The organism is Pseudomonas fluorescens (genome assembly GCF_012974785.1).
Lineage (GTDB): Bacteria > Pseudomonadota > Gammaproteobacteria > Pseudomonadales > Pseudomonadaceae > Aquipseudomonas > Aquipseudomonas fluorescens_BT.
In genome coordinates, this window is the sequence record NZ_CP027561.1 from 5625991 (window position 1) to 5637253 (window position 11263).

19 protein-coding genes are annotated in these 11263 nt (G+C 54.7%); all 19 read right to left on the minus strand.

Features of this window, described 5'->3' with window-relative positions; genetic code table 11:
- Positions 1 to 4: 4 nt before the first annotated feature.
- Positions 5 to 310, minus strand: a complete 306-nt coding sequence (rpsN, locus tag C6Y56_RS25665) for a 30S ribosomal protein S14 (protein ID WP_003228726.1) — start codon at positions 308 to 310, stop codon at positions 5 to 7.
- A 13-nt stretch (positions 311 to 323) separates the two neighbouring features.
- Complete coding sequence (gene rplE, locus C6Y56_RS25670; RefSeq protein ID WP_003210069.1) at positions 324 to 863, minus strand: 50S ribosomal protein L5; 540 nt, start codon at positions 861 to 863, stop codon at positions 324 to 326.
- A gap of 20 nt (positions 864 to 883) precedes the next feature.
- Positions 884 to 1198, minus strand: coding sequence for a 50S ribosomal protein L24 (rplX, locus tag C6Y56_RS25675; protein ID WP_003186046.1), 315 nt, complete (start codon positions 1196 to 1198; stop codon positions 884 to 886).
- Between the two features lie 11 nt (positions 1199 to 1209).
- On the minus strand, positions 1210 to 1578 hold the full coding sequence (gene rplN, locus C6Y56_RS25680) for a 50S ribosomal protein L14 (protein ID WP_002555479.1): 369 nt from the start codon (positions 1576 to 1578) through the stop codon (positions 1210 to 1212).
- Positions 1579 to 1601: 23 nt separating this feature from the next.
- Complete coding sequence (gene rpsQ / locus C6Y56_RS25685; RefSeq protein ID WP_003194644.1) at positions 1602 to 1868, minus strand: 30S ribosomal protein S17; 267 nt, start codon at positions 1866 to 1868, stop codon at positions 1602 to 1604.
- 2 nt (positions 1869 to 1870) lie between these two features.
- The gene (gene rpmC, locus C6Y56_RS25690) at positions 1871 to 2062 is read right to left on the minus strand and encodes a 50S ribosomal protein L29 (protein WP_002555481.1); all 192 of its coding nucleotides are present in this window, start codon (positions 2060 to 2062) and stop codon (positions 1871 to 1873) included.
- Positions 2062 to 2475 (minus strand): 50S ribosomal protein L16, encoded by a 414-nt coding sequence (gene rplP, locus C6Y56_RS25695; protein ID WP_003228729.1) that lies wholly within the window; start codon positions 2473 to 2475, stop codon positions 2062 to 2064. Before rplP ends, rpmC begins: the two co-directional genes overlap by 1 nt.
- Before the next feature lie 12 nt (positions 2476 to 2487).
- The gene (gene rpsC, locus C6Y56_RS25700; RefSeq protein ID WP_085688068.1) at positions 2488 to 3174 is read right to left on the minus strand and encodes a 30S ribosomal protein S3; all 687 of its coding nucleotides are present in this window, start codon (positions 3172 to 3174) and stop codon (positions 2488 to 2490) included.
- Between the two features lie 13 nt (positions 3175 to 3187).
- Positions 3188 to 3520, minus strand: a complete 333-nt coding sequence (rplV, locus tag C6Y56_RS25705) for a 50S ribosomal protein L22 (protein ID WP_003103908.1) — start codon at positions 3518 to 3520, stop codon at positions 3188 to 3190.
- A gap of 11 nt (positions 3521 to 3531) precedes the next feature.
- Positions 3532 to 3807, minus strand: coding sequence for a 30S ribosomal protein S19 (gene rpsS / locus C6Y56_RS25710; protein WP_011336172.1), 276 nt, complete (start codon positions 3805 to 3807; stop codon positions 3532 to 3534).
- 16 nt (positions 3808 to 3823) lie between these two features.
- Positions 3824 to 4648 (minus strand): 50S ribosomal protein L2, encoded by an 825-nt coding sequence (gene rplB, locus C6Y56_RS25715; RefSeq protein WP_016772943.1) that lies wholly within the window; start codon positions 4646 to 4648, stop codon positions 3824 to 3826.
- Positions 4649 to 4662: 14 nt separating this feature from the next.
- Positions 4663 to 4962: a 50S ribosomal protein L23 gene (rplW, locus tag C6Y56_RS25720; protein WP_002555488.1), complete on the minus strand. Its 300-nt coding sequence runs from the start codon at positions 4960 to 4962 to the stop codon at positions 4663 to 4665.
- On the minus strand, positions 4959 to 5561 hold the full coding sequence (rplD, locus tag C6Y56_RS25725; RefSeq protein ID WP_003228735.1) for a 50S ribosomal protein L4: 603 nt from the start codon (positions 5559 to 5561) through the stop codon (positions 4959 to 4961). Before rplD ends, rplW begins: the two co-directional genes overlap by 4 nt.
- Positions 5562 to 5573: 12 nt before the next feature.
- Positions 5574 to 6209, minus strand: a complete 636-nt coding sequence (rplC, locus tag C6Y56_RS25730; protein ID WP_007955641.1) for a 50S ribosomal protein L3 — start codon at positions 6207 to 6209, stop codon at positions 5574 to 5576.
- An 80-nt stretch (positions 6210 to 6289) separates the two neighbouring features.
- Positions 6290 to 6601 (minus strand): 30S ribosomal protein S10, encoded by a 312-nt coding sequence (gene rpsJ, locus C6Y56_RS25735; RefSeq protein WP_003186070.1) that lies wholly within the window; start codon positions 6599 to 6601, stop codon positions 6290 to 6292.
- Positions 6602 to 6758: 157 nt separating this feature from the next.
- Entirely contained in the window at positions 6759 to 7952 is a 1194-nt protein-coding gene (gene tuf / locus C6Y56_RS25740) for an elongation factor Tu (protein ID WP_010220303.1), read from the minus strand.
- A gap of 31 nt (positions 7953 to 7983) precedes the next feature.
- Positions 7984 to 10089, minus strand: a complete 2106-nt coding sequence (fusA, locus tag C6Y56_RS25745) for an elongation factor G (RefSeq protein WP_085712351.1) — start codon at positions 10087 to 10089, stop codon at positions 7984 to 7986.
- A 30-nt stretch (positions 10090 to 10119) separates the two neighbouring features.
- On the minus strand, positions 10120 to 10593 hold the full coding sequence (gene rpsG, locus C6Y56_RS25750) for a 30S ribosomal protein S7 (protein WP_007957592.1): 474 nt from the start codon (positions 10591 to 10593) through the stop codon (positions 10120 to 10122).
- Positions 10594 to 10702: 109 nt separating this feature from the next.
- Entirely contained in the window at positions 10703 to 11074 is a 372-nt protein-coding gene (gene rpsL, locus C6Y56_RS25755; protein ID WP_003186084.1) for a 30S ribosomal protein S12, read from the minus strand.
- Between the last annotated feature and the right edge of the window lie 189 nt (positions 11075 to 11263).

The following is an 11263-nucleotide window of genomic DNA, read 5'->3' on the forward strand; positions in this document are numbered from 1 at the left end:
GCAATTACCAGCTGGCTTTAACCAGACCTGGAACGTCACCACGCATGGCAGCTTCACGCAGCTTGTTACGGCCCAGGCCGAACTTGCGGTAAACGCCGTGCGGACGACCAGTCAGGCGGCAGCGGTTACGCATGCGCGAAGCGCTTGCGTCACGTGGCTGCTTCTGCAGAGCTACGGTAGCTTCCCAACGCGCTTCTGGACTTGCGTTCAGATCAACGATGATAGCTTTCAGCGCTGCACGCTTGGTGGCGTACTTGGCAACGGTGAGCTGACGCTTCAGCTCACGGTTTTTCATGCTCTTCTTGGCCATTTTCCTACTCCAATCAGTTGCGGAACGGGAATTTGAAAGCACGCAGCAGAGCGCGGCCTTCGTCATCGTTCTTGGCAGTGGTGGTCAGGGTAATGTCCAGACCGCGGAGAGCATCGATCTTGTCGTAGTCGATTTCCGGGAAAATGATCTGCTCTTTCACGCCCATGCTGTAGTTGCCACGACCATCGAAGGACTTGGCATTCAGGCCGCGGAAGTCGCGAACCCGAGGCAGGGAGATCGACAGCAGACGATCCAGGAACTCGTACATACGCTCACGGCGCAGGGTCACTTTGACGCCGATCGGCCAACCTTCACGGACTTTAAAGCCAGCGATGGATTTGCGAGCGTAGGTCACAACGACTTTCTGGCCGGTGATCTTTTCCAGGTCAGCAACAGCGTGCTCGATGACTTTTTTGTCGCCGATCGCTTCGCCCAGACCCATGTTCAGGGTGATTTTGGTAACGCGCGGAACTTCCATCACGTTCGAAAGCTTAAGTTCTTCCTTAAGTTTCGGTGCGATTTCCTTCCGGTAAATCTCTTTTAGTCGTGCCATGGTCTTCTACCTAGCAGTGTTCAAGCATCAACCGCTTTTTGGGTCGACTTGAAGACACGAATTTTCTTACCGTCTTCTACTTTGAAACCAACGCGGTCAGCCTTGTTGGTTTCGCCGTTGAAGATGGCGACGTTGGAAGCGTGCAGTGGCGCTTCTTTCTCGACGATACCGCCCTGTACGCCCGACATCGGGTTAGGCTTGGTATGACGCTTGACCAGGTTCAGACCACCAACAACCAGACGGTTGTCAGCAAGAACCTTCAGCACCTTACCGCGCTTACCTTTGTCTTTGCCGGCGATCACGATGATCTCGTCGTCACGACGAATCTTTTGCATGTCGGATCTCCTTACAGCACTTCTGGGGCGAGCGAGACGATCTTCATGAACTTCTCAGTACGAAGTTCACGGGTCACTGGCCCAAAGATACGGGTGCCGATCGGCTCTTGCTTGTTGTTCAGAAGAACAGCAGCGTTGCCATCAAAGCGGATAATGGAGCCATCAGCACGACGTACGCCGTGACGAGTGCGGACTACGACAGCAGTCATCACTTGGCCTTTTTTCACCTTACCGCGAGGAATTGCTTCCTTCACGGTAACTTTGATGATGTCACCGATACCAGCGTAACGACGATGGGAGCCACCCAGCACCTTGATGCACATAACACGGCGAGCGCCGCTGTTATCGGCCACATCGAGCATGGATTGAGTCTGAATCATATAATTTCTCCGACCCCTAGCCCTTAGACTTCCACAGCGCGTTCGAGAACATCAACCAGCGCCCAAGACTTGGTCTTGGCCATCGGACGAGTTTCACGAATAGTGACTTTGTCGCCGATGTGGCACTGATTGGTTTCGTCGTGCGCGTGCAGCTTAGTCGAACGCTTAACGTATTTACCGTAGATCGGGTGCTTAACGCGACGCTCGATCAGAACGGTGATGGTTTTGTCCATCTTGTCGCTGACAACACGGCCAGTCAGCGTACGGACAGTTTTTTCGGCTTCAGCCATGATCACTTACCTGCCTGCTGGTTGAGCACAGTCTTCACGCGAGCGATGTCACGCTTAACTTGCGAGAGCAGATGAGACTGCCCCAACTGGCCAGTTGCTTTCTGCATGCGCAGATTGAACTGGTCGCGCAGCAAGCCGAGCAGTTGCTCGTTCAGCTGCTGTGCGGATTTTTCACGAAGTTCATTCGCTTTCATCACATCACCGTCCGTTTAACAAAGGAGGTGGCGAGCGGCAGCTTTGCAGCAGCCAGGGCGAAAGCCTCACGCGCCAGCTCTTCAGAAACACCCTCGATTTCATACAGGACTTTGCCTGGCTGAATCTGGGCAACCCAGTACTCCACGTTACCCTTACCTTTACCCATACGAACCTCGAGAGGTTTCTTGGATATCGGCTTGTCCGGGAATACACGGATCCAGATCTTGCCGCCACGTTTTACGTGACGGGTCAGAGCACGACGCGCTGACTCGATCTGACGAGCGGTGAGACGACCACGAGCAACAGACTTCAGCGCGAACTCGCCGAAGCTGACTTTGCTACCGCGCAGTGCCAGACCACGGTTGTGGCCGGTCATCTGCTTGCGGAACTTCGTACGCTTTGGTTGCAACATTTGGCGTACCCCTTACTTAGCAGCTTTTTTACGAGGCGCTGGTGCTTGTGGTTTCAGTTCTTCTTGGCGACCACCAATTACTTCGCCTTTGAAGATCCAAACCTTTACACCGATCACACCGTAAGTGGTGTGAGCTTCGTAGGTGGCATAGTCGATATCGGCACGCAGGGTGTGCAGTGGCACACGACCTTCGCGATACCATTCAGTACGTGCGATTTCAGCACCGCCGAGACGACCGCTCACTTGGATTTTGATGCCTTTGGCACCAATGCGCATGGCGTTCTGTACGGCGCGCTTCATGGCGCGACGGAACATCACACGACGCTCCAGCTGCTGAGCTACGCTCTGGGCAACCAGCATACCGTCGAGTTCCGGCTTGCGGATCTCTTCGATATTGATGTGCACAGGCACACCCATTTGCTTGGTCAGGTCCTGACGCAGTTTTTCAACATCTTCACCTTTCTTCCCGATAACGATACCTGGACGAGCGGTGTGGATGGTGATGCGTGCAGTTTGAGCCGGACGATGGATATCGATACGGCTTACGGACGCGCTTTTTAGTTTGTCTTGGAGATACTCACGCACCTTCAGATCTGCGAGCAAATAGTCCGCATAAGTCCGACCGTCTGCGTACCAGACGGAGGTGTGCTCCTTGACGATTCCCAGGCGAATGCCAATGGGATGTACTTTCTGACCCATCTCTTCGACTCCGTTACTTGTCAGCAACCTTGACAGTGATATGGCAAGACCGCTTGACGATGCGATCAGCACGGCCTTTGGCACGTGGCATGATGCGCTTCAGCGAACGCCCTTCGTTGACGAAAACGGTGCTGACCTTCAGGTCATCAACGTCTGCGCCTTCGTTATGCTCGGCGTTGGCTACGGCCGACTCCAGCACTTTTTTCATGATCTCGGCGGCTTTCTTACTGCTGAAAGCCAACAGGTTGAGCGCTTCGCCCACCTTCTTCCCGCGGATCTGGTCGGCGACCAAGCGGGCTTTCTGGGCGGAGATTCGAGCGCCCGACAACTTAGCGGCTACTTCCATTTCCTTACCCCTTAACGCTTGGCTTTCTTGTCTGCCACGTGCCCGCGATAGTTGCGGGTACCGGCGAACTCGCCCAGTTTGTGGCCGACCATGTCTTCGTTAACGAGAACTGGGACGTGCTGACGACCGTTGTGTACTGCGATGGTCAGACCGACCATTTGTGGCAGGATCATCGAACGGCGCGACCAAGTCTTAATTGGTTTGCGATCGTTCTTTTCCGCCGCCACTTCGATCTTCTTCAGTAGGTGAAGATCAATAAAAGGACCTTTTTTCAGAGAACGTGGCACTGTCGTATCCCTCTATTTACTTGCGACGACGGACGATCATTTTGTCGGTACGCTTATTACCACGAGTCTTCGCGCCCTTAGTCGGGAAGCCCCATGGCGATACCGGATGACGACCACCAGAGGTACGACCTTCACCACCACCATGTGGGTGGTCAACCGGGTTCATGGCAACACCACGAACGGTTGGGCGAACGCCACGCCAGCGCTTGGCACCAGCTTTACCCAGCGAACGCAGGCTGTGCTCGGAGTTCGAGACTTCGCCCAGGGTCGCACGGCACTCAGCCAGCACTTTACGCATTTCACCGGAACGCAGACGCAGGGTAACGTACACACCTTCACGAGCGATCAGCTGAGCCGAAGCACCAGCGGAGCGAGCGATCTGTGCGCCTTTACCTGGCTTCAGTTCGATGCCGTGTACGGTAGAACCGACTGGAATGTTGCGCAGTTGCAGAGCGTTGCCTGGCTTGATTGGAGCCAGAGCGCCTGCGATCAGCTGGTCGCCAGCACTCACGCCTTTAGGGGCAATGATGTAGCGGCGCTCGCCGTCTGCGTAGCACAGCAGTGCGATGTGAGCAGTACGGTTTGGATCGTATTCGATACGCTCGACAGTGGCGACGATGCCATCTTTGTCGTTGCGACGAAAATCGACCATACGGTAATGCTGCTTATGACCACCACCGATGTGACGAGTGGTAATACGGCCATTGTTGTTACGACCACCAGACTTCGATTTTTTCTCGAGCAGCGGTGCGTGAGGAGCGCCTTTATGCAGCTCCTGGTTGACCACCTTGACCACAAAACGGCGGCCAGGGGAAGTCGGTTTGCATTTAACGATTGCCATGATGCACCCCTTCCTTACTCAGCACTGCTGCTGAAATCGAGATCTTGGCCTGGCTGAAGGGAGATAACTGCCTTCTTCCAGTCATTACGCTTGCCCAGACCGCGAGCGGTGCGCTTGCTCTTACCCAGAACGTTCAGGGTAGTAACACGCTCAACTTTCACGCTGAACAGGCTTTCGACGGCCTTCTTGATTTCCAGCTTGGTTGCATCAGTAGCAACCTTGAAAACGAACTGGCCTTTCTTGTCTGCCAGAACCGTAGCCTTCTCGGAAACGTGCGGGCCAAGCAGAACTTTAAATACGCGTTCCTGGTTCATCCCAGCAGCTCCTCGAATTTCTTCACGGCCGACACGGTGATCAACACCTTGTCGTATGCGATCAGACTAACTGGATCGGAACCTTGCACGTCACGTACATCTACGTGTGGCAGGTTGCGAGCAGCCAGGTACAGGTTCTGATCAACAGCGTCAGACACGATCAGAACGTCGGTCAGGCTCATGTTGTTCAGTTTGCCCAACAGGTCTTTGGTTTTCGGAGTTTCAACTGCGAAATCCTGAACCACGACCAGACGATCAGTACGCACCAGCTCAGCAAGGATGGAACGCATTGCTGCGCGATACATCTTCTTGTTCAGCTTCTGGGAGTGATCTTGTGGACGAGCTGCGAAAGTGGTGCCGCCGCCGCGCCAGATTGGGCTACGGATAGTACCGGCACGAGCACGGCCAGTACCTTTCTGACGCCATGGGCGCTTACCGCCACCACGAACGTCGGAACGGGTCTTTTGCTGCTTGCTACCTTGACGGCCGCCAGCCATGTAGGCCACGACTGCTTGGTGAACCAGCGTCTCGTTGAACTCGCCGCCAAATGTCAGTTCGGAAACTTCGATCGCTTGAGCGTCATTTACATTTAATTGCATGTCAGCTTCCCCTTAACCGCGAGCCTTGGCTGCTGGACGTACAACCAGGTTGCCGCCAGTAGCGCCAGGAACAGCACCCTTGACCAACAACAGATTGCGTTCAGCGTCCACGCGCACTACTTCCAGGGACTGCACGGTCACGCGCTCAGCGCCCATATGACCGGACATTTTTTTGCCCTTGAATACACGACCAGGAGTCTGGCACTGGCCGATAGAGCCTGGGACGCGGTGGGATACGGAGTTACCGTGGGTGTTATCTTGCCCGCGGAAGTTCCAACGCTTGATCGTACCCTGGAAGCCTTTACCTTTGGACTGACCGGTTACATCAACCAGTTGACCAGCAGCGAAGATTTCAGCGTTGATCAGATCGCCGGCCTGGTACTCGCCTTCTTCAAGACGGAATTCCATTACGGTACGACCAGCGGCAACGTTCGCCTTGGCGAAGTGGCCAGCCTGAGCAGCTGTTACACGGGAAGCACGACGCTCGCCGACAGTGACTTGCACTGCACGATAGCCATCGGTTTCTTCAGTTTTGAACTGGGTGACGCGATTCGGCTCGATCTCAATGACCGTGACCGGAATGGAGACACCTTCTTCGGTGAAAATACGGGTCATACCCGCTTTACGACCGACTACACCAATAGTCATGTTGTAAACCTCATGAGTGTACGGGGCTTTCACCCGCTATGGCCGCCCATTTCAGAGCGTTACACGACCAAGACCGAGTCTTAGCCGAGGCTGATCTGCACTTCCACACCGGCCGCAAGATCAAGCTTCATAAGTGCATCAACGGTTTTATCCGTTGGCTGGACGATGTCCAGAACGCGCTTATGAGTGCGGATTTCGTACTGGTCACGCGCGTCTTTGTTGACGTGCGGGGAAACCAGAACGGTGAACCGCTCTTTACGGGTAGGCAGTGGAATTGGACCACGCACTTGAGCACCAGTACGTTTCGCGGTTTCCACGATTTCCTGGGTTGATTGGTCGATCAGGCGATGGTCAAAAGCCTTCAACCTGATACGGATTTGCTGATTTTGCATTGGATTTCAGACTCCGGCTGCTATTCCCACCGGGCGCAATACGCCCGTTAAAAGGAGGCGCAATTCTATAGACGCCCCAGATAGGTGTCAACCCAATAAAAAAGCCCCCGCTAAGCGGGGGCTTTTTCAACTCATCGAAGCTATCTCAAAAAAGAGATTACTCGATGATTTTGGCTACGACGCCAGCGCCGACGGTACGACCGCCTTCACGGATAGCGAAACGCAGACCGTCTTCCATTGCGATGGTTTTGATCAGGGTAACAGTCATCTGAATGTTGTCACCTGGCATTACCATTTCAACGCCTTCTGGCAGCTCGCAGTTACCGGTCACGTCAGTAGTACGGAAGTAGAACTGTGGACGGTAGCCTTTGAAGAACGGAGTGTGACGACCGCCTTCTTCCTTGCTCAGAACGTAAACTTCTGCGGTGAACTTGGTGTGCGGCTTAACCGAACCCGGCTTAACCAGAACCTGACCACGCTCAACGTCGTCACGCTTGGTACCACGCAGCAGAACGCCGCAGTTCTCGCCAGCACGACCTTCGTCCAGCAGCTTGCGGAACATCTCAACACCGGTGCAGGTGGTGGTGGTGGTGTCACGCAGACCAACGATTTCCAGGGCATCTTGAACGCGAACGATACCGCGCTCGATACGACCGGTAACAACAGTACCGCGACCCGAGATCGAGAACACGTCTTCGATTGGCATCAGGAAAGGCTTGTCGATAGCACGCTCTGGCTCTGGGATGTAGCTGTCCAGAGTTTCCACCAGCTTCTTAACAGCAGTGGTGCCCATTTCGTTGTCGTCTTTGCCTTCCAGCGCCATACGAGCAGAACCGATGATGATCGGAGTGTCGTCGCCTGGGAAGTCGTAGGTGGACAGCAGGTCGCGAACTTCCATCTCAACCAGTTCCAGCAGCTCAGCGTCGTCTACCAGGTCTGCCTTGTTCAGGAAAACCACGATGTACGGAACGCCTACCTGACGGGACAGCAGGATGTGCTCACGGGTTTGTGGCATCGGACCATCAGCGGCCGAGCAAACCAGGATCGCGCCGTCCATCTGGGCAGCACCAGTGATCATGTTCTTCACGTAGTCAGCGTGACCTGGGCAGTCAACGTGAGCGTAGTGACGAATGTTCGAGTTGTACTCAACGTGCGCGGTGTTGATGGTGATACCGCGAGCTTTTTCTTCTGGAGCGCTGTCGATCTTGTCGAATTCAACTACGGCCGAACCGAAAACTTCGGAGCAGACGCGAGTCAGAGCAGCGGTCAGAGTGGTTTTACCGTGGTCAACGTGGCCGATGGTGCCAACGTTTACGTGCGGTAGGGAACGATCAAATTTTTCTTTAGCCACGACAATTAACTCCTAGCCTAAAGGGGCTGAATCAGCCTTGTTTTTTGGTAACGGATTCGACGATGTGCGACGGAGCCGTATCGTATTTTTTGAATTCCATAGAGTAGCTTGCGCGACCCTGGGACATGGAGCGAACGTCGGTCGCATAACCGAACATCTCACCCAGCGGAACCTCGGCACGGATAACCTTGCCGGACACTGTGTCTTCCATACCCTGGATCATGCCGCGACGACGGTTAAGGTCGCCCATCACATCACCCATATAGTCTTCAGGCGTAACAACCTCTACCGCCATGATCGGCTCGAGCAACTCACCACCGCCCTTCTGGGCCAGTTGCTTGGTCGCCATGGAAGCAGCCACTTTAAACGCCATCTCGTTGGAGTCGACGTCGTGGTAAGAACCATCGAACACGGTAGCCTTCAGGCCGATCAGCGGATAGCCGGCAACAACGCCGTTCTTCATCTGCTCTTCGATACCCTTCTGGATAGCCGGGATGTATTCCTTAGGAACCACACCACCCACTACTTCGTTCAGGAATTGCAGACCTTCCTGACCTTCGTCAGCAGGAGCAAAGCGAATCCAGCAGTGACCGAACTGGCCACGACCGCCGGACTGACGAACGAACTTGCCTTCGATTTCGCAGTTCTTCGTGATGCGCTCACGGTACGAAACCTGTGGCTTGCCGATGTTGGCTTCGACGTTGAACTCACGGCGCATCCGATCAACCAGGATGTCCAGGTGCAGCTCGCCCATGCCGGAGATGATCGTTTGACCAGTCTCTTCATCAGTTTTGACGCGGAAAGATGGGTCTTCCTGAGCAAGCTTGCCCAGAGCGATACCCATTTTTTCCTGGTCATCCTTGGTCTTAGGCTCTACGGCAACCGAAATAACCGGCTCCGGGAAGTCCATGCGAACCAGGATGATTGGCTTGTCAGCGTTGCAGAGGGTTTCACCAGTGGTGACGTCCTTCATGCCGATCAGGGCCGCGATGTCGCCAGCGCGCACTTCCTTGATCTCTTCACGGGCGTTTGCGTGCATTTGCACCATACGACCCACGCGCTCTTTCTTGCCTTTAACCGAGTTGATCACGCCGTCGCCGGAGTTCAACACGCCCGAGTAAACGCGGACGAAGGTCAAGGTACCCACGAATGGGTCGGTAGCGATCTTGAACGCCAAGGCCGCGAACGGCTCGTCGTCGCTTGCATGACGCTCCATCTCTTCTTCCTCGTTATCAGGGTTGGAACCCTTGATAGCAGGAATGTCGGTCGGAGCAGGCAGGAAGTCGATAACGGCGTCGAGAACCAGGGGAACACCCTTGTTCTTGAACGAAGAACCGCAAACAGCCAGAACGATTTCGCCGGCGATAGTACGCTGACGCAGAGCTGCCTTGATCTCGGCGATCGACAGTTCTTCACCTTCCAGGTACTTGTTCATCAGCTCTTCGCTGGCTTCGGCCGCAGCCTCAACCATGTTGCTGCGCCACTCAGTAGCCAGCTCGAGCATGTCCGCAGGGATTTCCTTGCGAACCGGAACCATACCCTTGTCAGAGTCGTTCCAGTAGACAGCTTGCATGTTGATCAGGTCGATCTGGCCCTGGAAGTTGTCTTCCGAACCGATAGCCAGCTGGATCGGCACCGGAGTATGACCCAGACGCTGCTTGATCTGACCGATCACGCGCAGGAAGTTGGCACCAGCACGGTCCATCTTGTTTACGTAAACAAGACGTGGAACGCCGTATTTGTTGGCCTGACGCCATACGGTTTCCGACTGAGGCTCAACACCCGAAGTACCGCAGAACACAACGACAGCGCCGTCGAGTACGCGCAGGGAACGTTCTACTTCAATGGTGAAGTCCACGTGGCCCGGGGTATCGATTACGTTGAAGCGATGCTCGTGTGGGTACTGCTTCTCGGAACCTTTCCAGAAGGCGGTAATGGCAGCAGAAGTAATGGTAATACCACGCTCCTGCTCCTGAACCATCCAGTCTGTGGTCGCGGCGCCGTCATGCACCTCGCCCATTTTGTGACTTTTGCCAGTGTAAAAAAGGACGCGCTCGGTGGTGGTGGTTTTACCAGCATCCACGTGAGCGACGATACCGATGTTACGGTAGCGACTAATCGGAGTAGTACGAGCCATAAAGCCCTCGCAAAATTAGTGAAGCTAAAATTAGAAGCGGTAGTGCGAGAAAGCTTTGTTAGCTTCGGCCATACGGTGCACGTCTTCACGCTTCTTAACAGCAGCACCTTTACCTTCAGCGGCATCCAGCAGCTCGCCAGCCAAGCGCAGAGCCATAGACTTCTCGCCACGCTTGCGGGCGAAGTCTACCAACCAGCGCATTGCCAGAGCGTTACGACGGGACGGACGAACTTCGACCGGAACCTGGTAAGTAGCACCGCCAACGCGGCGCGACTTCACTTCGACCAGCGGAGCGATGGCGTCGAGTGCTTTTTCGAAGAGTTCCAGGGGATCGGTGCCGGTCTTGCGAGCCGCAACGGTTTCCAGGGCACCATAAACGATACGCTCGGCAACGGCTTTCTTGCCGCTTTCCATAACGTGGTTCATGAATTTGGCGAGGATTTGGCTTCCGTATTTCGGATCGTCCAGAATCTCACGCTTTGCTGCTACGCGACGTCTTGGCATTGATAAGCCCTCAAACGGTCTTCAGGTTAGTTCGGGACAGATCCTTGAGGATTCGCGCCCGACCTTACTCTTATCGACTCAATAAAATGAAAATCTGCAAAACGGCCGATTACTTCGGACGCTTGGTACCGTACTTCGAACGACCCTGGTTACGGCCTTTAACGCCGGAAGTATCCAAGGAGCCGCGAACGGTGTGGTAACGAACACCTGGCAAGTCTTTTACACGACCGCCGCGGATCAGTACCACGCTGTGCTCTTGCAGGTTGTGGCCTTCACCACCGATGTACGAGGAAACCTCGAAACCGTTGGTCAGACGCACACGGCATACTTTACGCAGTGCCGAGTTAGGTTTTTTCGGCGTAGTGGTGTACACACGGGTGCACACGCCACGACGTTGCGGGCAGTTCTGCAGCGCAGGTACGTCGGATTTCTCGACGATACGCTTACGCGGCTGACGTACCAGCTGGTTGATAGTTGCCATCTACTAGCTCCACTGTTGTCTTGCGACGCTATTGTCTTGCAAGAAAAGCAAAATGGCAGGAACGGATTCCCGCCAAATTTAGGGGATCAAGAGTCTAAAGAGGATCTTGCCCCCAGTCAAGGCAAGGCCCCGACCTCCCCGCTCGTCGAACCTCGACAAATTGTCTCGATTCGATGAACGGCGCGATCA

Excerpts from the sequence above, each read along its gene's own strand:
- rpsN (WP_003228726.1), bottom strand. The coding sequence starts at position 310 with ATGGCCAAGAAGAGCATGAAAAACCGTGAGCTGAAGCGTCAGCTCACC.
- rplE (WP_003210069.1), bottom strand. The coding sequence starts at position 863 with ATGGCACGACTAAAAGAGATTTACCGGAAGGAAATCGCACCGAAACTT.
- rplX (WP_003186046.1), bottom strand. The coding sequence starts at position 1,198 with ATGCAAAAGATTCGTCGTGACGACGAGATCATCGTGATCGCCGGCAAA.
- rplN (WP_002555479.1), bottom strand. The coding sequence starts at position 1,578 with ATGATTCAGACTCAATCCATGCTCGATGTGGCCGATAACAGCGGCGCT.
- rpsQ (WP_003194644.1), bottom strand. The coding sequence starts at position 1,868 with ATGGCTGAAGCCGAAAAAACTGTCCGTACGCTGACTGGCCGTGTTGTC.
- rpmC (WP_002555481.1), bottom strand. The coding sequence starts at position 2,062 with ATGAAAGCGAATGAACTTCGTGAAAAATCCGCACAGCAGCTGAACGAG.
- rplP (WP_003228729.1), bottom strand. The coding sequence starts at position 2,475 with ATGTTGCAACCAAAGCGTACGAAGTTCCGCAAGCAGATGACCGGCCAC.
- rpsC (WP_085688068.1), bottom strand. The coding sequence starts at position 3,174 with ATGGGTCAGAAAGTACATCCCATTGGCATTCGCCTGGGAATCGTCAAG.
- rplV (WP_003103908.1), bottom strand. The coding sequence starts at position 3,520 with ATGGAAGTAGCCGCTAAGTTGTCGGGCGCTCGAATCTCCGCCCAGAAA.
- rplB (WP_016772943.1), bottom strand. The coding sequence starts at position 4,648 with ATGGCAATCGTTAAATGCAAACCGACTTCCCCTGGCCGCCGTTTTGTG.
- rplW (WP_002555488.1), bottom strand. The coding sequence starts at position 4,962 with ATGAACCAGGAACGCGTATTTAAAGTTCTGCTTGGCCCGCACGTTTCC.
- rplD (WP_003228735.1), bottom strand. The coding sequence starts at position 5,561 with ATGCAATTAAATGTAAATGACGCTCAAGCGATCGAAGTTTCCGAACTG.
- rplC (WP_007955641.1), bottom strand. The coding sequence starts at position 6,209 with ATGACTATTGGTGTAGTCGGTCGTAAAGCGGGTATGACCCGTATTTTC.
- rpsJ (WP_003186070.1), bottom strand. The coding sequence starts at position 6,601 with ATGCAAAATCAGCAAATCCGTATCAGGTTGAAGGCTTTTGACCATCGC.
- fusA (WP_085712351.1), bottom strand. The coding sequence starts at position 10,089 with ATGGCTCGTACTACTCCGATTAGTCGCTACCGTAACATCGGTATCGTC.
- rpsG (WP_007957592.1), bottom strand. The coding sequence starts at position 10,593 with ATGCCAAGACGTCGCGTAGCAGCAAAGCGTGAGATTCTGGACGATCCG.
- rpsL (WP_003186084.1), bottom strand. The coding sequence starts at position 11,074 with ATGGCAACTATCAACCAGCTGGTACGTCAGCCGCGTAAGCGTATCGTC.